Source organism: uncultured Albimonas sp. (genome assembly GCF_963977235.1).
Lineage (GTDB): Bacteria > Pseudomonadota > Alphaproteobacteria > Rhodobacterales > Rhodobacteraceae > Albimonas.
The window spans coordinates 36,920-55,384 of the sequence record NZ_CAXBOD010000031.1 but is presented as its reverse complement, the minus strand read 5'-3'; the positions used below and the strand labels follow the sequence as shown (position 1 = coordinate 55,384).

18 protein-coding genes and 1 other RNA gene are annotated in these 18,465 nt (G+C 71.8%); 9 read left to right on the top strand and 10 right to left on the bottom strand.

Features of this window, described 5'->3' with window-relative positions; translation table 11 throughout:
* Nucleotides 1-177 precede the first annotated feature (177 nt).
* Complete coding sequence (serB, locus tag AAC134_RS14630) at nt 178-1,032, bottom strand: phosphoserine phosphatase SerB (RefSeq protein WP_339949843.1); 855 nt, start codon at nt 1,030-1,032, stop codon at nt 178-180.
* A gap of 86 nt (nt 1,033-1,118) precedes the next feature.
* Nucleotides 1,119-2,492 (bottom strand): 3-deoxy-7-phosphoheptulonate synthase class II, encoded by a 1,374-nt coding sequence (locus AAC134_RS14625; RefSeq protein WP_339949842.1) that lies wholly within the window; start codon nt 2,490-2,492, stop codon nt 1,119-1,121.
* 260 nt (nt 2,493-2,752) lie between these two features.
* Here AAC134_RS14625 and AAC134_RS14620 point away from each other — a divergent pair, with 260 nt between their 5' ends.
* From AAC134_RS14620 to AAC134_RS14610, 3 genes are all read left to right on the top strand, one after another.
* Entirely contained in the window at nt 2,753-3,937 is a 1,185-nt protein-coding gene (locus AAC134_RS14620; protein ID WP_339949841.1) for a mechanosensitive ion channel family protein, read from the top strand.
* A 146-nt stretch (nt 3,938-4,083) separates the two neighbouring features.
* Nucleotides 4,084-5,883 (top strand): hypothetical protein, encoded by a 1,800-nt coding sequence (locus tag AAC134_RS14615; RefSeq protein ID WP_339949840.1) that lies wholly within the window; start codon nt 4,084-4,086, stop codon nt 5,881-5,883.
* A gap of 226 nt (nt 5,884-6,109) precedes the next feature.
* Nucleotides 6,110-7,165, top strand: a complete 1,056-nt coding sequence (locus AAC134_RS14610) for a GlxA family transcriptional regulator (RefSeq protein WP_339949839.1) — start codon at nt 6,110-6,112, stop codon at nt 7,163-7,165.
* A gap of 72 nt (nt 7,166-7,237) precedes the next feature.
* Here AAC134_RS14610 and AAC134_RS14605 read toward each other — a convergent pair whose 3' ends face one another.
* The 5 genes from AAC134_RS14605 to AAC134_RS14585 all read right to left on the bottom strand — a co-directional run bounded on the left by AAC134_RS14605 (nt 7,238) and on the right by AAC134_RS14585 (nt 10,846).
* Complete coding sequence (locus tag AAC134_RS14605; RefSeq protein WP_339949838.1) at nt 7,238-7,702, bottom strand: GNAT family N-acetyltransferase; 465 nt, start codon at nt 7,700-7,702, stop codon at nt 7,238-7,240.
* Nucleotides 7,703-7,714: 12 nt separating this feature from the next.
* On the bottom strand, nt 7,715-9,106 hold the full coding sequence (fumC, locus tag AAC134_RS14600) for a class II fumarate hydratase (RefSeq protein WP_339949837.1): 1,392 nt from the start codon (nt 9,104-9,106) through the stop codon (nt 7,715-7,717).
* Nucleotides 9,107-9,198: 92 nt separating this feature from the next.
* Nucleotides 9,199-9,678, bottom strand: coding sequence for a ClpXP protease specificity-enhancing factor SspB (locus tag AAC134_RS14595; protein ID WP_339949836.1), 480 nt, complete (start codon nt 9,676-9,678; stop codon nt 9,199-9,201).
* A gap of 363 nt (nt 9,679-10,041) precedes the next feature.
* Nucleotides 10,042-10,417: a transfer-messenger RNA gene (gene ssrA, locus AAC134_RS14590) on the bottom strand.
* 75 nt (nt 10,418-10,492) lie between these two features.
* Complete coding sequence (locus AAC134_RS14585) at nt 10,493-10,846, bottom strand: hypothetical protein (RefSeq protein WP_339949835.1); 354 nt, start codon at nt 10,844-10,846, stop codon at nt 10,493-10,495.
* 197 nt (nt 10,847-11,043) lie between these two features.
* Here AAC134_RS14585 and AAC134_RS14580 point away from each other — a divergent pair, with 197 nt between their 5' ends.
* Both AAC134_RS14580 and argE read left to right on the top strand, forming a co-directional pair.
* Nucleotides 11,044-12,204 carry a M20 aminoacylase family protein gene (locus AAC134_RS14580; protein WP_339949834.1) on the top strand — a complete coding sequence of 387 codons (1,161 nt, stop codon included), beginning with the start codon at nt 11,044-11,046 and terminating at the stop codon, nt 12,202-12,204.
* 20 nt (nt 12,205-12,224) lie between these two features.
* Nucleotides 12,225-13,385, top strand: a complete 1,161-nt coding sequence (gene argE, locus AAC134_RS14575; protein ID WP_339949833.1) for an acetylornithine deacetylase — start codon at nt 12,225-12,227, stop codon at nt 13,383-13,385.
* Nucleotides 13,386-13,463: 78 nt separating this feature from the next.
* Here argE and AAC134_RS14570 read toward each other — a convergent pair whose 3' ends face one another.
* Nucleotides 13,464-14,225: a DUF2927 domain-containing protein gene (locus tag AAC134_RS14570; protein WP_339949832.1), complete on the bottom strand. Its 762-nt coding sequence runs from the start codon at nt 14,223-14,225 to the stop codon at nt 13,464-13,466.
* Between the two features lie 307 nt (nt 14,226-14,532).
* Complete coding sequence (locus AAC134_RS14565) at nt 14,533-14,856, bottom strand: hypothetical protein (protein WP_339949831.1); 324 nt, start codon at nt 14,854-14,856, stop codon at nt 14,533-14,535.
* Nucleotides 14,857-15,048: 192 nt separating this feature from the next.
* On the opposite strand from AAC134_RS14565, the gene AAC134_RS14560 reads away from it, so the two are divergent.
* The 4 genes from AAC134_RS14560 to AAC134_RS14545 all read left to right on the top strand — a co-directional run bounded on the left by AAC134_RS14560 (nt 15,049) and on the right by AAC134_RS14545 (nt 17,622).
* Nucleotides 15,049-15,303: a DUF4169 family protein gene (locus AAC134_RS14560; RefSeq protein ID WP_339949830.1), complete on the top strand. Its 255-nt coding sequence runs from the start codon at nt 15,049-15,051 to the stop codon at nt 15,301-15,303.
* Nucleotides 15,300-15,620 carry a ribbon-helix-helix domain-containing protein gene (locus tag AAC134_RS14555; protein ID WP_339949829.1) on the top strand — a complete coding sequence of 107 codons (321 nt, stop codon included), beginning with the start codon at nt 15,300-15,302 and terminating at the stop codon, nt 15,618-15,620. Before AAC134_RS14560 ends, AAC134_RS14555 begins: the two co-directional genes overlap by 4 nt.
* A 114-nt stretch (nt 15,621-15,734) precedes the next feature.
* A complete protein-coding gene (locus AAC134_RS14550) occupies nt 15,735-16,991 on the top strand; it encodes a DUF2333 family protein (protein ID WP_339949828.1) in 1,257 nt (418 codons plus the stop codon).
* 121 nt (nt 16,992-17,112) lie between these two features.
* The gene (locus AAC134_RS14545; protein WP_339949827.1) at nt 17,113-17,622 is read left to right on the top strand and encodes a hypothetical protein; all 510 of its coding nucleotides are present in this window, start codon (nt 17,113-17,115) and stop codon (nt 17,620-17,622) included.
* Between the two features lie 213 nt (nt 17,623-17,835).
* Here the strand turns inward: AAC134_RS14545 and AAC134_RS14540 are convergent, their stop codons facing one another.
* Nucleotides 17,836-18,342, bottom strand: coding sequence for a DUF882 domain-containing protein (locus tag AAC134_RS14540; RefSeq protein WP_339949826.1), 507 nt, complete (start codon nt 18,340-18,342; stop codon nt 17,836-17,838).
* Nucleotides 18,343-18,465: the final 123 nt, after the last annotated feature.

The following is an 18,465-nucleotide window of genomic DNA, read 5'->3' as shown; positions in this document are numbered from 1 at the left end:
TGCGATGCCTGAGCGACTCGCCCCCGCCGGTCAAGGACAAGCCCCCTGCGGGGGTCGCTTCGCGATCCCTGACCGGCGGGGCCGCGTCGCTCCGGGCGGCATCCGCGAGAGACGGCTCCGGGGAACAGGCGCTTTGCGGGCCCCGGCGGGCGGCGCGCCGGGGCGCCAGGGGCGGGGTCAGTCGGCGAAGTCGGACTCGGGGATGCCTTGCAGGCTGAGCAGCGCGGTCAGGTCCGAGACGAAGAGCACCGCGTTGGCCTTGGCCGCAAGCGCGGGCTTGGCGTGGTAGGCCACGCCCAGGCCCGCGGCCTCGACCATGGCGAGGTCGTTGGCGCCGTCGCCGACCGCGATCGCGGCGTCTAGCCCCACGCCCGCCTCGGCGCAGAGGCGGCGCAGCGCGTCGAGCTTGGCCTGGCGGCCCAGGATCGGCTCGCCCGGCTCTCCCGTCAGGCGGCCGGCGTCCTCGAGCAGGGTGTTGGCCTGGGCGTGCTGGAAGCCGGCGGCCTCGGCGACGCGGTCGGCGAACCAGGTGAAGCCGCCCGAGACCAGCGCGGTGACCGCGCCGCGGGCGTTCATCGTCTGCACCAGCGTGCGGGCGCCGGGGTTGAGCGCGATGCGCTCGCGCCAGACGGTTTCCAGCGCCTCGACCGGCAGGCCGCGCAGCAGGCGGACGCGGGCGCGCAACGCGCCCTCGAAGTCGAGCTCGCCCTGCATGGCGCGCTCGGTGATCTCCTTCACGCGCTCGCCCACGCCGGCGACATCGGCGATCTCGTCGATGCACTCGACCGGGATGATGGTGCTGTCCATGTCGGCGATCAGCAGGCGCTTGGCCCGGCCGGTCCTGGCCACCAGGTTCACGTCCACCGCTCCGCCGAGCGCGGCGTGCAGCTCGGCCGCCATGCCCGCCGTGCCCGGGATCTCGGCCGCGCGCGCGCCCAGCCGGCGCGGAGCGGCGGCGCAGATCTTCTCGGCCTCGGCGAGGAAAGCGTCGGGCACGCCCTCCTGCGCGGTCAGCACCACCACGTGGGTCATTCACAGCTCCTGAACGGAAACCGCCCGGACGGCCGCGAGGGCTCGTCCGGGCGGAAGGGCAGGGGGACGGGCCCCCGAAAGTCGTCTCAGACGGCGGCGGCGAGGCCGACCCGACGCTCGCGCTCCAGTTCCTCGGCCAGCAGGAAGGCCAGCTCGAGGGCCTGGGCCGCGTTGAGGCGCGGGTCGCAGGCGGTGTGGTAGCGCGAGGCGAGATCCTCGTCGGTCACGTCATAGAGACCGCCGGTGCACTCGGTCACGTTGGAGCCGGTCATCTCGAAATGCACGCCGCCGGCATGGACGCCCTCGGCCTTGCAGATCTCGAAGAACTCCGAGACCTCCTGCTGCACCCGCTCGAACGGCCGGGTCTTGTAGCCCGAGGCCGACTTGATGGTGTTGCCGTGCATCGGATCGCACGACCAGACCACCTTGCGGCCGGCCTTCTCGACCGCGCGGATCAGGCCGGGCAGATGCTCGCCCACCTTGCCCGCGCCGAAGCGGTTGATCAGCGTCAGCCGCCCCGGAACGTTGTTGGGGTTCAGCAGGTCGATCAGCCGCAACAGGCCGTCGGGCGTCAGCGAGGGGCCGCACTTCAGCCCGATCGGGTTGATCACGCCGCGGGCGAACTCCACGTGCGCGCCGTCGGGCTGGCGCGTGCGGTCGCCGATCCAGATCATGTGACCCGAGCCCGCAACATACTGGCCGGTCAGCGAATCCTGACGGCACAGCGCCTCCTCGAAGGGCAGCAGCAGGGCCTCGTGCGAGGTCCAGAAGTCCACCCGGCTCAGCTTCTCCTCGGTCGCGCGGTCGATCCCCGCGGCCGTCATGAAGTCCAGCGCCGCCGATATCCGCTCGGCCAGCGCCGCATAACGCTCCGACCCCGGCGTTCCGCTGGCGAAGCCCAGATTCCAGGCGTGCACGCGGTGGATGTCGGCGAAACCGCCCTGGGAGAAGGCGCGCAGCAGGTTCAGCGTCGCGGCCGACTGCAGGTAGGCCTGCTTCATCCGCTCGGGGTCCGGCTCGCGCGCCTCGGGCGTGAAGTCGAAGCCGTTGATGATGTCGCCGCGGTAGCTCGGCAGTTCGACCCCGCCGACCTTCTCGACGTCGGACGAGCGCGGCTTGGCGAACTGGCCGGCCATGCGGCCGACCTTCACCACCGGCATCGAGGCGCCGAAGGTCAGCACGATCGCCATCTGCAGCAGCACCCGGAAGGTGTCGCGGATGTTGTCGGCGCCGAACTCGTTGAAGCTCTCGGCGCAGTCGCCGCCCTGGAGCAGAAAGGCCCGCCCCTCGGCAACCTCGCCCAGGCGCGCGGTCAGGGCCCGCGCCTCGCCGGCAAAGACCAGCGGGGGATACGAGGCAAGCTGCGAATAGGCGGCGTCAAAGGCGCTCTTGTCGCGATAGACGGGCATCTGCAGGGCTTCGTGGTTCCGCCAGCTGCGCTTGGTCCAGGCCTCGGTCATTGGCTCCATCCCCGGGTCGGGTTTTCGTCAGGGCGCCCCCTGTAGCCGAGAACCCCCCCCGTTCCAAGCCGCGACGGTGGGGAATCGGGCGTTTTTGCGGCGCGGCAAGGCATCCGGGCCGCAGGTGGGCGAGGATCTTTCGCGGCGCACGCCCCGTCCCGGCTTCCTTCGGCGCCGCAGCAGGACATCCTGCCGCGCTGCACAACGATCAGGATGCCCTAGCTTGTCTGGACCTCCGCCGAAACCCGGGAGAGCCGCGCATGGAGGAGCTGGAGCCTGCCGCGACCGTCAAGGAGGTCGTCGGCTCGATCGACGCCCTGACCGCGCCGGCGCGCGATTTCGTCGCCGGGATCCCCGCGCTGATGATCGGCGCCAGCGCCATGGTGGCGGGGGTGCTGATATGTCTGGCGCTGAACTGGCTGCTGCGCCGGGCGCTCCTGCGCGCCACCCGCGGGGCCGAGACCGGCTTCCTCCGCGAGGTGGTCCGCCGCACCGGCGGGCTCAGCCGGCTGGCCGCGGTGCTGGTGGGGATGATCGTGACCCTTCCGGCCACCAACCTGCCCTACGAGTGGATCGACCTCGTCCGCCACGCGATCTCGATCATGCTGATCGTGCTGATCGGCTGGGCGTTGATGTCGACCGTCAGCCACACCGCCGACCGCTCGCTGCGCCGCTGGATGGGCGCGGACGAGGAGAACGTCGAGGCGCGCAAGAACCGCACCCAGATCCGGGTCTTCCGGCAGGTGATCAACATCATGGTGTTCATGATCACCGCCGGCGCCTGCCTGCTGACCTTCGACGGGGTGCGCGAATACGGGGCGGGGCTCTTCGCCTCGGCCGGCGTCGCGGGGATCGTGGCCGCGGTCGCCGCGCGCCCGGTGCTGGCCAACATCTTCGCAGGCCTGCAGATCGCCATCACCCAGCCGATGCGCATCGAGGACGTGGTCATCGTCGAGGGCGAGTGGGGCTGGATCGAAGAGATCACCGCCACCTACGTCGTGGTCCGCATCTGGGACTGGCGCCGCCTGGTTCTCCCGATCAGCTATTTCATCGAGAAGCCGTTCGAGAACTGGACCCGCGAGAGCGGGGCGATCATCGGCTCGGTGGTCCTGCATGTCGACTACGCCGCCCCCTTCGAGGCGCTGCGCGAGAAGTTCGACGAGGTGGTGCGCGCCTCGCCCTGGTGGGACGGGCAGGTCTCGGTCTTCCAGGTGATCGGCGCCTCGGAGCGCACGGTCGAGGTGCGCGCGCTGATGTCGGCCCGCTCCTCGCCGCGCGCCTGGGAGCTGCGCTGCGAGGTGCGCGAGAAGATCCTGCTGTGGCTGCGCGACAGCCACCCCGAGGCGCTGCCCCGCGACCGCGGCGACCTGCGTCTGCAGCCCGATCCGCGCGACGGGGTCCGCGACGGGCCCGGCCCCTTGCGCAGGCCCGCGGCGGCGGAATGACGCCGCAGCCCCGTCGCCGCATCATGGAATCGCATCCCGTTATCGTGTCCTGACCTTGCGTCGCCCCCGTCGCGCAATTTAGCCGTAGCAATTGCGCGCCGGGTCCACTTGCGTCGGCGCGCCCGCAGCTTCCTGGGGGGACTTCCATGCGACGCATCCTGAGCGGCGGCCTGCTCGCGCTCGTCTCGATCCTTGCGGCGGCCTGCGAGCCGTCGTCGCCGCCGGCGGCCCCGCGGACGGTCGAGACGCCTCCCCCCGGAGCCTCGGAGTGGCCCTTCGCCGGCGACGAATACCGCGACTACGTCGAAGCGATCCAGGCGCGGGGCGGCGACTTCATCGGGAGCAAGCGGATGATTTCCGACGACGGCAAGATCGAGCACCTGCGCGGCCGCGAGCCGGCGCCGGATCGGCGGCTCTACCTCGCCGTCGAGATCCGGCGCGAGGGTCCGATTCCCCTTTACCGTCTCAGGGTTCAGCCGATGGCGATCCCTGCCTGGATCCGCGACGGCTGGCGGGACGTGATGAAGCTCAGGGTCGGCAACACCACCTTCTACGCGCGGCTGCCCGATGAGCGGATGGCGGGGACCTGGATGAACTCCCCCTGGACGCTGTGCCTGTCCTGCGTGGGCCGCGAACCCGACGGGCGGGAGGCCCCCGGACCCTCCCCCGCCGCCAAGCGCTACGCCGTCGAAGACCTGGGCGCGGGGGCGCGCCTATGGTTCACGTATCGGTTCCAGGACAATCTCCCGCCGGGGATCCTGAGCGGCGACGCCGCGGTGGCGGAGGCGCGCCGGCTCGCCGCCCGGCTGGAGGGCGACCCGTCCCCCGCCGCGCGTCGCGACTACGAGGCGCTGCGGCGCGCCTATCGGGACTCCAACCCCGCCCGGCGGCTGGACGAGGTCTGCGAGGACGATCTGATGGCCGATTACGAGTGGCGGGCGGTGCTCGCCGGAGACGTCGACTACGCGGTCTCGCTCGACCGGCTGGAGCGCCGGATGCCGCGGCTGCTGGACTGCGCCGACGGCGTTCTGGCGGGCATCGACTGGGCGCGCCGCGCCGAGGAGGTCGCCGAGATCGCCGCGCGCGAGCGGACCCTGGCCGAGGTCGGCGAGTTACGTGCCGCCGACCGCTTCCAGGCCTCGCCGGCCGGCGAGATCGAGCAGGTCGAGGACTGGTTCGCCGAGCAGCAGTCCGGCTATCGCATCGGGGCCTCCGAGATCGCGGGACAGATGGCCGACGAGCGCGACGTGGAACGCCACCGCGCTCGGCAGAGGGCCGCGGCCGACGCCGCCTGGGCGCGCCTGGCCGCCGATCCGCTGGGCGATTGGCGCCGGCGCACCCAGGCGCAGATGGCCGACCTGGCCGACTTCAACGCCCGGGTGGAGCGGATGGCCGATCGCGGCCCGCGCGCCCTGCCGAGCGTCTCGTCCCCCGCCTCTCCCTCGGCCGACGCCGAGGCGGAGGCCCGCCGCCGCGAGAGCGAGGCGAACCGGGCGGAGATGGAGACCCGCGCCCGGATGGCCGAGGCCGAAGACCGGGACGCCGCCGAGGACGCCTCCGGGGGCGCCTCCCCTCGCGCCGAAGCCGCCGGGCAGGGCGCCCAGCCCGAGGCCGACGACCAGCCCACCTGGTCCGAGGCTCTGGTGGGCGAGGACGAACCCCGCCGCGGCGGCATGGAGGGCTGCGTCGAGGTGATCGAGACCCGCAAGAGCACCGGCTCCTCGGCCCTCTCGTCGTGCTCCTACGACGAGCCCGACCGGCCCTCGATGACCCTCGTCTATCAGAACAACTGCGGCTTCCCGGTGGATGTCGAGACCCGCATCGCCCTCGACACCGGCGAGAGCGACGTGTGGACCGAATACGCGATCAAGCCCGGCCGGCGGCGGACCACCGCCGACCTCTGCGGCCTGATCTCCTACGAGTTCGGCTATGTGGAGAACGATTGAGCCGCGCCTCGCCGCGGCCCCGAGTCGGCCCCCGCCCGCCGGGGCCGGGCCCCGCGCGTCAGGGGCGCGGCGCACGCCCGCGGCCGAAGTCGTCGCCAGGCCCCGTCCCGTCGCATTCCGATCTTCGCGCGCCCTTGCGGAAGGGCGCGCGAAGGCGGCCCTTGCGCGGCGAGGCGTTTTCGTTTGACTTCGCGTCTTTCGCTGGTGATTCCGGCTGGGAGATACGATGAACACGCGACCGGCATCCTCCCCCCAGACGGGCGCCGCGGCCTCGGCCGCGCCGGCTCTGTTCGTCTTCGTCCTGCTGGACAATTTCTCCCTCATCGCCTTCGCCTCGGCGATCGAGCCGCTGCGGCTGGCCAACCACGTCTCGGGGCGCGAGCTCTACCGCTGGCGGCTGATCTCGGAGACGGGGGCCCCGGTGCGCGCCTCGGCCGGGATCGACACGGCCGTGAGCGGCGGGCTGGACGAGCTGCCCCGCGGCGCCGTCGCGGTGGTCTGCGGGGGCATCGACGTGGCCCGCGCCACCACCCGGGGCGTGCTGAACTGGCTGCGCCGCGAAAGCCGGCGCGGCGTGACCATGGGGGCGGTGTGCACCGGCGCCTATGCGCTGGCCCGCGCCGGCCTGCTGGACGGCAAGCGCTGCACCATCCACTGGGAAAACCAGGACGGCTTCACCGAGGATTTCCCCGACGTGGAACTCTCGGACCAGATCTTCGTCATCGACCGCGACGCGATGACCGCCGCGGGCGGGGCGGCGGCGGGCGACATGATGCTGCGCGTGGTCGCCGGCGCCCATGGGCCCGACATCGCGGGCATGGTCGCCGACCAGATGGTCTACACCAACCTGCGCGGCGACGAGGATCACCAGCGCCTCTCGGTCCCCGCCCGCATCGGCGTGCGCCACCCCAAGCTGAGCCGGGTCATCGCCCTGATGCACGAGAACGTCGAGGAGCCGGTCTCGGCCGCGCGCCTGGCCGAAAGCGTGGGCATGTCCACCCGCCAGCTGGAGCGCCTGTTCCGCCGCTACCTCGACCGCTCGCCCAAGCGCTACTACCTCGAGCTGCGGCTCGAGAAGGCCCGCCGGCTGCTGCTGCAGACGGACATGAGCGTGATCAACGTGGCGCTCGCCTGCGGCTTCACCAGCCCGTCGCATTTCTCGAAATGCTACCGCGCCCACTACAAGCGCACCCCCTACCGAGAACGGGGCGTCTCGGGCCCCGCCGCCGGCCCCGGCGCGCCCGGGGGCGAGGAGATCGACGAGGCCGACCTCGAGGAGTGACGCCCGCGCAGGGCGCATTTCAATGCGCCGCCTGCGCCTGCAGCCTGCGCAACAGGCGCATTGAAATGCGCCCTACAGCGTCTTCTCGAAGAACACCCGGTCGAACCCCGCCTCGCGCCGCCGCCCGGTCTCGACGTAGCCGAGCCGCGGGTAGAGGCTGAGGTTCTCGGTCATCATCGCGTTGGTGTAGAGGCGGATCGCGGCGAAGCCCTGCCGGCGCGCCTCGTCCTCGGCGAAGGCGACCAGCATCCGGCCCAGCCCCGTGCCCTGCGCGGCGGTCGCGACCGCCACCGTCTCGAGGTGGAAGGCGTCATCTTCGCCCCAGGCGACCAGCAGGCCCAACGGACCGGCGAGCCCGTCGACCATCCAGCAGCGGCGGGCGGCGATGTCGGCGGGGAAGTCCTGCGCCATCGGCGCAGGCTCGCGCCCCATTCGGGGCGTGTAGAGGGCGAAGGCCGCGCGCACGAGGGCCCGCAGCGCGGGGGCGTCGGACGCCTCTGCCCTGCGGATCGCGGGCGCGGCCTTCGGGGACCTCATCGGCCTGTCGCCTCACTTCGGGCCGAGCATGTCCTCGGGGCGCACCACGCGGTCGAAGGTCTCCTCGTCCACATAGCCCAGCGCGATCGCCTCCTGCTTGAGGGTCGTGCCGTTCTTGTGGGCGGTCTTGGCGACTTTGGTGGCGGCGTCGTAGCCGATGGTCGGCGCGAGCGCGGTGACCAGCATCAGGCTCTCGCGCATCAGCTTGCCGATCCGCTCCTCGTCGGCCTGGATGCCGACCACGCAGTTGTCGGTGAAGGCCGAGGCCGCGTCGCCCAAGAGCTGCATCGACTGCAGGAGGTTGTAGATCATCATCGGCTTGTAGACGTTGAGCTCGAAATGCCCCTGCGAGCCGGCGAAGCCGATGGCCGCGTCGTTGCCGAAGACATGGGCGCAGACCTGGGTCAGCGCCTCGGACTGGGTGGGGTTCACCTTGCCCGGCATGATCGAGGAGCCGGGCTCGTTCTCCGGCAGGATCAGCTCGCCCAGGCCGCAGCGGGGGCCCGAGCCGAGGAAGCGGATGTCGTTGGCGATCTTGAAGAGGGACGCCGCCACGGTCTTCACCGCGCCCGACATCTCGACCACCGCATCGTGGGCGGCCAGCGCCTCGAACTTGTTGGGGGCGGTGTGGAAGGCCATGCCGGTGATCTCGGCGACGTTCTCGGCGAAGGCCTCGGCAAAGCCCACCTTGGCGTTCAGCCCGGTGCCCACCGCGGTGCCGCCCTGCGCCAGCGCCAGGATGTTGGGCAGCGCCCGCTCCACCCGGTCGATCCCCTGCGAGACCTGCCAGACGTAGCCCGAGAACTCCTGGCCCAGGGTCAGCGGGGTCGCGTCCTGGGTGTGGGTGCGGCCGATCTTGATGATGTCCTTGAACGCCTCCTGCTTCTCCTGCAGGGCGGCGTGGAGCTTCTGGAGCCCCGGCAGCAGCACGTCGCGCGCGGTCATCGCGGCGGCGATGTGCATCGCGGTCGGGAAGGTGTCGTTGGACGACTGGCCCATGTTGCAGTGGTCGTTGGGGTGGACGGGTTTCTTGGAGCCCATCTCGCCGCCCAGGATCTCGATGGCGCGGTTCGAGACGACCTCGTTGGCGTTCATGTTCGACTGGGTGCCCGAGCCGGTCTGCCAGACCACCAGCGGGAAGTGATCGTCGAGCTTGCCCTCGACCACCTCGGTCGCGGCCTCGACCATGGCCGCGCCCAGCTTCTCGTCCAGCACGCCGAGGCTCATGTTGGTCTTCGCGGCGGCGCACTTGATCACGCCGAGCGCGCGGACCACGGCGACGGGCTGCTTCTCCCAGCCGATGGGGAAGTTCTTCAGCGAACGCTGGGTCTGCGCGCCCCAGTAACGGTCGGCGGGAACCTCGAGCGGGCCGAAGCTGTCGGTCTCGGTGCGGGTGGCGGTCATCTGGGGGAACCTCCGGAAATGCGATCCGGTGGCTGTATACGGGCGCGCGCGGAACGGAGCAACGGCGTCGGCGCGGGGCAGGGGCCCCCGGCTCAGGACTTGCGGAAGCGATCCAGGCTGACGACCTCGCCCTTGCCGCCCTTGGGGGGGGAGGGATCGTCGTCGTCGTCGTCCAGGCTCTCGTCCAGATCGCCCAGCTCGTCCTCGTCGTCGACCTCGTGGGGATCGAACTTCAGGCCGAACTCGGCATGGGGGTCGACGAAGGTCAGCACCGCGTCGAAGGGCACCGTCAGCTTCACCGGGCGCTCCGAGAACGACAGCCCCACCGAGAACCGGTCCGAGGTCACCGCCAGGTCCCAGTACTCATGCTGCAGGACGATGGTCAGCTCCTCGGGGTACTGGGCCTGCAGCCAGTCGGGCACGTCGACGCCCGGGTGCGAGGTGTCGAAGGAGATGTAGAAGTGATGCTCGCCCGGCAGCCCCTCCTCCACCGCGACGGCGAGGGCCTCGTGCACCACCGAGCGGAGCGCTCGTTGCATCAGGCGGCCGTAGTCGAGGGGATTGGAGGTCATCGGCGGTTCCGGCGGCAGGGGTTGTTTCGGGGGACCATATCCGATTCTGAGCGCGATGAAAGTCGCTGTGCCCGGCCGGGGGCAGGGCGTCCGCGGGCCGCGGCGCGGGCCTGCCGCCCGGCGGGGCCGGGGCCGTCCGGCGGGGCGCTGGCGCGTGCAGAGCGCGGCGTTTCCAATCGCTTGCGCGGCCTTGGCCGGTCGCGGTCGAGCCACGCCCGGCCCCAGCCGGCGCGCGGAGGCCGGCCAGCACGGGCAAGATTGCCGCAGCCGCGGGGCAGCGCGATGGGACGCCCTTTCGCGCAGGCGCGAATCCACCGGGGCGCGAGTCGCCTTGCCGCCGAATATTCGAAGATGTGGGGGGTTAGTGCAGGCTTCTGTTGCCAGGCGCCTGCGAGCCCCGCCTGAAGGTGCAAACCCCCAGGACTTCAAGAATCGGTGGTTTAAGCTGCGTTACGCAGCGACGGCCACCGGAGCACGGTTGTCATTGGCAACTGTACAATTTGAGCCGGTAACGGTGGCATCCTGCCGAGCGAAAGCAAACACCTTTACACGTCCGTCGATACTGTTTCGGCCCCTCGCGTCCCCAGGATCCCTCGACCATGACCGAGAGGGGGGAGATTGGTGGAGCCGCCGGGTACCGCCCCCGGGTCCGAACCGCTTATTTCGTGCGCGTTTATCGCCATAGTCCCCTTGCGGGAACAGGACACATATAGACCCCTGCGGCGGAGATTTGAAGGGGGCGCCGCGCGCCGCGTCGGTCGAATTTTCAGCGCGCCGCCCGGGCGCCGCCCTACCCGCGCCCTCAGTCGCGCCCTCAATCGCGCACGTCATAAAGCGCGTCGGCGATGCACGCGACCATCCGCTTGCCGTTCGAAAGAACCACGATCTCGGGCCGATAGGCCGAGCCCAGGCGCGTCTGCGTGCAGGCCACGCTGCGGTCGTCGTCGATCAGCAGCACCCGCCCCGGCACGCAGCCGCCGAAGGTCTCGCTGCGCCCATTGGGGTCGATCGTGCCCGAGAGCTGGCCCGCGTAGATGATCTGCCAGCCCACGAAGTCGGCCACGTTCATCCGGCACGAGGCCTGCGCCGCGCCCGGCGGGGCCAGCGCGACGGCCCCCAGCAGCGCGGCTGCGGCCGGGCCGCGAAACGAAAGGGCATGGCGTCTCATCGACCGTCTCCCGGATGGCGTCGGGCCCGCAATCGCCGGGGCCCGGCGTCCACCCTGACGCGGCAGGGTTTGCCAATCCTTACCCGCCGCGCCCCCCTCGCGCGGCCCGCCGCCGACGGGCGCCCCTTGACCGGCCCCTCCGGCGGAGCGACCAATGTCCGAACCAATCCGCCCCACGCCTCGTCCCCGGAGCCCCCATGCCCGTCATCCCAGAGATCGCCGACCGCCTCGAGACCTTCGCCGCGATCCGTCGCGACCTCCACGCCCACCCCGAGATCGGCTTTCAGGAGGTGCGCACCTCGGGCATCGTCGTCGAGAAGCTCAAGGAGTGGGGGATCGAGGTCCATACCGGCATCGGGGGCACCGGCGTGGTCGGCGTCGTCGAGGGCAATGCGCCGGGCCGCACCGTGGGCCTGCGCGCCGACATGGACGCGCTGCCGATCGAGGAGGAGACCAACCTCCCCTGGCGCTCGACCACGCCGGGCGTCTCGCACGCCTGCGGCCACGACGGGCACACCACAATCCTGCTCGCCGCCGCCCAGCGCCTGGCCGAGACGCGCGACTTCCCCGGCCGGGTGATCCTCATCTTCCAGCCGGCCGAGGAGGGCCTGGGCGGCGCCCGCGCCATGATCGCCGACGGGTTGTTCGAGAAATTCCCCTGCGACGAGGTCTACGGCCTGCACAACTCCCCCTACACCGATCCGGGCGTGGTGGGGATCAAGCCGGGCGTGGCGATGGCCGGCGCGGATTTCTTCGACATCCGCGTGAAGGGCGTCGGCTCGCACGGCGCCTCTCCGCAGCATTCCAAAGACCCGATCATGGTCGCCACCGCGCTCGCCCAGGCGCTGCAGACCATCCGCTCGCGCAACGCGCCCCCCCATGAGGCCGCGGTGCTCTCGATCACCCAGATCCACTCCGGCGCGGCCTACAACGTGGTCCCCTCCGAGGCGACGCTCTCGGGCACCATGCGCTTCTTCACCGACGAGGCGGCCCAGCGGATGCGCACCCGCATGCGCGAGATCTCGGCCGGGCTCGCCGCCGCCTTCGGGGTCGAGATCGAGGTCGACATCCGCGACATCTTCACGGTGCTCGAGAACGACGGCGGGCTTTCGGAGATCGTGGCCGGCATCGCCGCCGAGGTCACCGGCAAGGACCTGGTCAAGATCCAGGACGAGGCCGCCACCGGCTCGGAGGACTTCGCCGACATGCTCAAGACCGCGCCCGGCGTGTACTTCACCGTCGGCCACAAGGGCGACGTGCCCCTGCACAACCCCGGCTTCGTGTTCGACGACGATGCGATCCCGCTCGGCGCCTCGATGCTGGTGCGCGTCGCGCAAGCCCGCCTCGCGGCCGGCTGAACGCAGGGAGCGACAGCGCCATGGCCCGACGATACACGCCCCGCGAGATGCTCGAGAAGCTGGTCGCCTTCGACACGACCTGCACCCGCTCGAACCTCGCGCTGATCGACTTCGTGCGCGACTACCTCGAAAGCCACGGGGTGGCCTGCACGATCACCCCCAACGCCGAGGGCGACAAGGCGAGCCTGTTTGCCAACGTCGGCCCGATGGTTCCGGGCGGCGTGGTCCTCTCGGGCCACACCGACGTGGTCCCGGTCGAGGGGCAGGACTGGACCCGCGACCCCTGGACCCTGACCGAGGAGAACGGCCGCCTCTATGGCCGGGGCGCCTGCGACATGAAGGGGTTCGACGCGCTCGCGCTCGCCATCGTGCCCGAGGCGCTGGAGGCGGGGCTGAAACGTCCCATCCAGATTGCGCTCAGCTACGACGAGGAGGACGGCATGTACGGGGCCCCCCCGATGATCGAGCGGATGCGCGCCGAGCTGCCCCACGCCGCCGCGGTGATCGTGGGCGAGCCCTCGAACCTCGCGGTGGTCGGCGCCCACAAGGGCATCCTCGAGCTGATCGTGCGCACCAAGGGGTTCGAGACGCATTCCTCGATCCGCCACAAGGGCGTCTCGGCGGTGCACCTGGCCGCGCGCTTCGTGACCTGGCTCGACGACCGCCAGGACGAGAACCTGGCCAACCCGCTGCCGGGGGCCGAGCTGTTCGACCCGCCCTGCACCTCGGTCCATGTCGGAGAGTTCCAGGGCGGCGAGGCCCACAACATCACCGCCGGCCGGGCCTGGTTCTCGGTCGACGTGCGGGCCTGTCCGCCGCAGACCTCGGCCGAGTGGCTGGCCCGGATCCAGGAGAAGGCCGCAGAGCTTCAGGCCGCCGCCCAGAAGGTCCGCCCCGAGGCGCGCGTCGAGGTCGAGATCAAGGCCGACGTCCCCCCCTGCGCGCCCGAGCAGAACGGCGCCGCCGAGACGCTGCTGCGCCAGTTGACAGGTGACAACTCTTCCAACGCAGTGAGTTACGCCACCGAGGCGGGCCTGTTCCAGGGCGCGGGCTACTCGACCGCCGTCTGCGGGCCGGGCGACATCGCCCAGGCCCACCAGCCCGACGAATACCTCGAGATCTCGGAGCTGGAGAAGGGCGAGGCCCTGATGAAGCGCCTCGTCCAGACCCTCTCGACCTGAGGCCCGAGGCTTGAGGCCCGGGGGAGCGGGGGGCGGGCGCCGGCGGGCCCCGCCCTCAACCCCCGCCTTCGGGCGGGCTCAGTCGGGGGCGGGGCCGGTCAGCGCGTCGACCAGCGCCTCGATCTCGGGCTCGGCCTCGTCGCGGGTCATGCCGGTCTTCAGACGGGGATCGTAGAGGATCGACAGCGCCAGCCAGTCGTAGCTGGTGGGGATCGTCTCGCCGCGGTCGTCGTTGAACAGGGTCTGCGCGACGGTGCGGCTGTCGTTGATCGGCCCCAGCGCCTGCATCACCTCCTCGTAGACGCATTCGGGCAGGTCGGGCGAGGTCTCGAGCGCCACCACCGAAAGCGCCAGCTCGGCCGAATCCTCGGCCCGGAAGCGCACCTCGGCAAAGCAGACCGGGCGGCCGCGGACCACGAAGGGCAGGGAGAGGCGGTCGAAGCGCCGGGCCGCCTGCGCCTCGTCCGCGCCGGCGAGCCGCGCCAGCCCCACCAGGCTCTCCTTCAGCCAGGCCCGCTCGCCCACGAAGATCATCAGCCCCGGCGGCCCGTCCCACAGCTTGATGCGCGAGCGCGGGATCAGGGTCAGCCCGGTCAGCGCGGGCAGCTTCTCGGCCAGCAGGCGGAACGGCCCCCAGAAGGCGGGGTTGGAGGCGAAGTCGGGATCGTCGGAATAGACCTCGACCGGCACGCCGCCGCGCCGGAACCGGCGCAGCCGGGCGTCCGACCAGTGGGGGGCGTCGCCGGGAAGCTGGAACATCTCCCGCCCGAACCCGATGTCGAGCGCGAGCTGGCGCAGCACCTTGGGGTCAAGCGTCTCGCCCCCCGGCAGCCGGATCATCGGCGGGGCCTGCGACGGGGCCTGCGACGGGTCCTGCGGCGCCACCTGTGCCGTGGAGGGGGCCTGAGTCGCCTCCGCGGGGGCCGGGTCCTGCCGCGCCCCCTCAGCGGGGGCGTCCGCCGGCTGGGCAAGGGCCGCGGGGCTGAACGCGAGCCACGCGGCAGTCAGCGCGAGGGCGAGCGGGGGGGGACGGAACATCGGGCCTCCGGAATCGGTCGCCGCCACGATGCCCCCCCATCGCGGCGAGCGCGAGGCGCCCCGAGCGAGCGGCCCCGGGGCGGCGCAGGGCCCCGCCCCGGCCCCCGTCTCAGGCGACGGGGGGCAGCGGCTCGTCGGCCTCCAGCGGCAGCGGCCAGGGGAACAGCGTCCGCAGCCCGGCCCATGTCAGCCAGCAGGCCGGCGCGAGCAGGGCCGCCTCGGCCCAGAACAGCCCGCCCGCCTCGCCCGAGAGCGCCTCGGCCAGCGCGGCGGCGCCGCCGTAGGCCGCGCCGAACACCACCAGGTAGCTGACCGAGGCGCCGAAGACGTAGCCTCCGATCCCGGCCCTGCGCCCCGGCCGGTTCAGCCACAGGCGCGCGAAACAGAGCAGCAGAAAACCGGCGTAGATCACCGGCGGTCCGTAGCGAAGCATGGAACGAAGGCTCCTGTCCCGGCGGGCGCCGCGCGCGCCGCCGAAGCGCCGGCCGAGCGCCGGCGATCGAAGCAATTGGGGGGTCGCTCCGCTTTGCGCAAGCGCCTCCGCGCCGCGACCGAAACGCCAGTCTCGCAGCCCCTCGCGCCCGCCGCGCCGGGGGGCTATCCTGACCGGGCAAGGGAGACGCCGATGGCCGAGATCATCAACCTGCGCCGGGCCCGCAAGCAGCGCGGCCGCGACGCCCGCCGCAAGGAGGGCGACGCCAACGCCGCGCGCCATGGCCGCACCGCCGCCGACAAGGCGCAGGAGGCGGCGCAGGACGCGCTCGCCCGCCGCCGCCTCGACGGCCACCGCCTCGAGGAGCGCGACGCCCCGGACGCGGGCGAAGGGGGCGAGGCGCCTGACGCCGAAACCCGCCCCGACCCCGGCGCGCCGGAGCGATGAGCGCGCCGGCCTCCTATGCGCCGCCAGAGAAACGCTCGCTGACCCTGCGCGGTCACCGCAGTTCGGTCTCGCTGGAGCCGGAGTTCTGGGCGGCCTTCCGGGCGCTGGCCGCCCGGCGCGGCCAGGCGCTGAACGCGCTCGCGGCCGAGATCGACGCCCACCGCCCGCCCGAAGTCGGCCTCGCCTGCGCCCTGCGCACCTTCGTGCTGCGCGAAGCGCTGGCCGGCCGCCTCGGCCCCAGCCGCGGCCCCGACCCCGACACGACTCCAGAGGCCGATCGGGAGGCCGGGATCGCGGCCCTCGACGCCCCGGATTGACCCCCCTCGGGCGCGCCCCGCGTCCAACCGCGGCGCCCCGACGCCCCCCTTCGGCTTTTACTGTCGCCCCCAAGCCGCTACCTGTTAGGCGCTAGAGCGAAACCGGAGCGCCCAATGACCCGCATCGTCGACTTCCTGGTGGAGATCCTTGAGCGGATCGGGAGGTTCTTCGGCATTCGCCGCAAGAGCGACCCGAACGATCCGTTCGCAGAGCCCGGCCGCGGCCTGTTCCGCCGCACGCTGCGCGCGCTGCCCGCGGTCCTCGCCATCCTCGCCATCATCTATGTCGGGGCGCTGTTCTGGCGGTTCTGCTTCTATCCGGGCATGGACATCGCCTATCCCCAGCGGATCATCCCCGAGGAGGGCGTGGTCCTCGACCGGCCCGAGGTGACGATTCCCGAGAACGTCCAGACCGAGCCCGGCGCCGCCAGCACTGCGAGCGCCGACTCGGGCCTGCCGGCGGGGGACACCGACGCCACCGGCGCGTCAGACCCGCGGACCTGCGCCCACTCGCGCATCGTGCAGATGCAGATCGGCCTGCTGGATCTGATGGTCAACCAGAACCCCTGGGTGCCCGGCGACCCGCAGTATCGCTTCGGCTTCTTCGGCCTGATCGACTTCGGCGACACGCCCTGGTTCGACAACAAGGCGGCGATGCAGATGGGCATGCTGACGGTGGTGCGGCGCGTCTCGCTGGACCTCGCCGACACGCTGGGCCGGGTGCGCGGCACCTCGGAGGCCGACCCCGACCTGCAGGCCGCGCAGGGCCGCCTGCGGGTGAACGAGCGGGCCTGGGTGCTCAACAACCCCTTCGATCCGCAGCTGCAGACGGTGATGGAGGGCGCGCGCCAGTCTTATCGCGGCGCGATCCCCCTCTATGAGGGCTACAACGACCGGCTCGGCGCCTGCAACGCGCTGTTCGACGTGCGCCGCGACAACCTGCGCACGCTGGTCGACCGGCTGGCCTCGGACCTCGGTTCGATGGCCTCGCGGCTCAACACCCGTTCCAAGGCGATGGAGTGGTCGGTCGCGCAGAAGGCCTTCGTCGAGGCGGGGGGCAACAACCGCGGCTACTTCGACTTCCGCGCCGACAACCTGTTCTACGAGGCCCGCGGAGAGCTGTTCGCCCTGCATGGCGTGCTGCAGGCGGTGCGCCAGGACTTCGCCAAGACCATCGACGTGTCGGACCTGATCCAGGTCTGGGACCGCATGGAGGCCCATATCGCCGAGGGCGCGCGCCTGTCCCCGATGATCGTGGCCAACGGACGCGAGGACGGCACCCTGACCCCCGATCACCTCTCGATCATGGGCGAGAAGCTGCTGCGCGCGCGGGCCAACATGGTGGAGCTGCGCGACATCCTCGACCGCTGAGGCGCGGGAGCCGCGCTCGACCCCGGGTCGGGAGTCGGGCAGGATGAGGGACGGCGCGCCCGGCCGCGGGGCCGGGCGCGCCCTGCGTTTTGCGTGACCGCGCGTGCCGGAGGCGGGTCGAATGGCGAGCACTCAGGCCGACCTCCGGGTCCGTCGCAGCGTCCGCGGCGCGCAGATCAGCGTCGTCTCGTCCTTCGCGCTGCTGATCGCGCTCGCCATCTACGGCTCGACGCTGGGGCTGAGCGAGGAGATCGGCCCGGGCGACGGCGTCGGCGACTGGATCGACGAGCTTGCCGCAGAGACCGACCCGCAGGCCGCCGCCCGCCTCGAGCTGTACGAGATCCGCCAGCGCTTCCGCGACCGCGTCGCCCAGTGCACCGGCGTGGCAGGGAGCACCTGGCCCGTGCATCTCGACGACATGCCGGGCCGGGCGATGCTGCGCCATGGCTCCGAGGCGATGCCCGCGTTGACGGTGGATTTCCGGGCGCTGAAGGCGCAGGGCCTTTCGGGCGACTTCATCCGCCGCGGGGTCAGCTCGCAGATCCCGGCCGAGCGGATCGACGAGATCCTCGCCGCCGGACTGCTGGGCGTCTTCGCCCCCGGCCGCGCCTGTCCGCCCTCGGCCGGCTGAGCCGGCGCGGGGCAGACGGATCCCGCGCCTCGATTCCGATGTGGACGCCCGAGCCGGGCCGCGCGCGTTGCGGTCTGGCCGTGGTCGCCCGGAGCTCAGAACCGGCGCCGCGAAACGACGGCGGCCGGGCGCAGGGCCCGGCCGATCCGCATCGTTGCAGCGCCCGCGCCCGGAAGGGCGCCGGCGAGGTTTCGCGTCAGGCGCGCGTGGCGCTCAGGCGCCCCAGGTGCGCACGGGACCGCAGTCCATGTGCACGAAGTTGGAGCGGGAGTAGCGCCCCACGCCGCCGGCGCTCAGGCTCTCGGCCGCGCCCGCGATCTGGCGGACCGAGCGGCTCTTGAGCTTCACGTCCACGGCCATCGCCCGGGTGTGGTAGCTGTTGCGCGCCACCCCCGAGGAGCGCTGCCGCATCGCCGCGTTGGTCTGCGGCGAGCGATAGCCCGAGACCACCTCGAACGGCTCGTTCACGTCCATCCTGCGATGGGCCGCGGCCAGCACGTCGAGCGCCCGCTCGTGGTAAGGCTTGACCAGGTCGGCGCGCCAGTCCCGAAGGATGCCGCTGATTTCCTGGAGCGCCTCGGGCACGTATTCGCCGTCGATCCAGTACACCGCGTCGAGCCGCTCCTGCAGCCGCGAGTTGACGAACTGGATGCGTCGGAACGCGCCCTTGCCGGAATTGAGGGATGGCGCTGCAAGGGCCTGCCCGCCCATACCCGCCATGACGAGCCCGCCTGCGAGACCCATGAGGGCCGCACGACGGGACATACGCCCGTAATCGGTCGGTTTCACTGTCTGTCGCCTCGTTCGTCCTTGCCGATGTTTCTCGGCGGTTTTTGGTGGACA

What these genes read in the sequence shown, in the direction of transcription:
- AAC134_RS14580 (WP_339949834.1), top strand. Translation starts at nt 11,044, where the DNA reads ATGCCCGTCATCCCAGAGATCGCCGACCGCCTCGAGACCTTCGCCGCG.
- AAC134_RS14615 (WP_339949840.1), top strand. Translation starts at nt 4,084, where the DNA reads ATGCGACGCATCCTGAGCGGCGGCCTGCTCGCGCTCGTCTCGATCCTT.
- AAC134_RS14545 (WP_339949827.1), top strand. Translation starts at nt 17,113, where the DNA reads ATGGCGAGCACTCAGGCCGACCTCCGGGTCCGTCGCAGCGTCCGCGGC.
- argE (WP_339949833.1), top strand. Translation starts at nt 12,225, where the DNA reads ATGGCCCGACGATACACGCCCCGCGAGATGCTCGAGAAGCTGGTCGCC.
- AAC134_RS14560 (WP_339949830.1), top strand. Translation starts at nt 15,049, where the DNA reads ATGGCCGAGATCATCAACCTGCGCCGGGCCCGCAAGCAGCGCGGCCGC.
- AAC134_RS14595 (WP_339949836.1), bottom strand. Translation starts at nt 9,678, where the DNA reads ATGACCTCCAATCCCCTCGACTACGGCCGCCTGATGCAACGAGCGCTC.
- AAC134_RS14570 (WP_339949832.1), bottom strand. Translation starts at nt 14,225, where the DNA reads ATGATCCGGCTGCCGGGGGGCGAGACGCTTGACCCCAAGGTGCTGCGC.
- AAC134_RS14555 (WP_339949829.1), top strand. Translation starts at nt 15,300, where the DNA reads ATGAGCGCGCCGGCCTCCTATGCGCCGCCAGAGAAACGCTCGCTGACC.
- AAC134_RS14540 (WP_339949826.1), bottom strand. Translation starts at nt 18,342, where the DNA reads ATGGCGGGTATGGGCGGGCAGGCCCTTGCAGCGCCATCCCTCAATTCC.
- AAC134_RS14585 (WP_339949835.1), bottom strand. Translation starts at nt 10,846, where the DNA reads ATGAGACGCCATGCCCTTTCGTTTCGCGGCCCGGCCGCAGCCGCGCTG.
- fumC (WP_339949837.1), bottom strand. Translation starts at nt 9,106, where the DNA reads ATGACCGCCACCCGCACCGAGACCGACAGCTTCGGCCCGCTCGAGGTT.
- AAC134_RS14550 (WP_339949828.1), top strand. Translation starts at nt 15,735, where the DNA reads ATGACCCGCATCGTCGACTTCCTGGTGGAGATCCTTGAGCGGATCGGG.
- AAC134_RS14620 (WP_339949841.1), top strand. Translation starts at nt 2,753, where the DNA reads ATGGAGGAGCTGGAGCCTGCCGCGACCGTCAAGGAGGTCGTCGGCTCG.
- serB (WP_339949843.1), bottom strand. Translation starts at nt 1,032, where the DNA reads ATGACCCACGTGGTGGTGCTGACCGCGCAGGAGGGCGTGCCCGACGCT.
- AAC134_RS14605 (WP_339949838.1), bottom strand. Translation starts at nt 7,702, where the DNA reads ATGAGGTCCCCGAAGGCCGCGCCCGCGATCCGCAGGGCAGAGGCGTCC.
- AAC134_RS14610 (WP_339949839.1), top strand. Translation starts at nt 6,110, where the DNA reads ATGAACACGCGACCGGCATCCTCCCCCCAGACGGGCGCCGCGGCCTCG.
- AAC134_RS14565 (WP_339949831.1), bottom strand. Translation starts at nt 14,856, where the DNA reads ATGCTTCGCTACGGACCGCCGGTGATCTACGCCGGTTTTCTGCTGCTC.
- AAC134_RS14625 (WP_339949842.1), bottom strand. Translation starts at nt 2,492, where the DNA reads ATGACCGAGGCCTGGACCAAGCGCAGCTGGCGGAACCACGAAGCCCTG.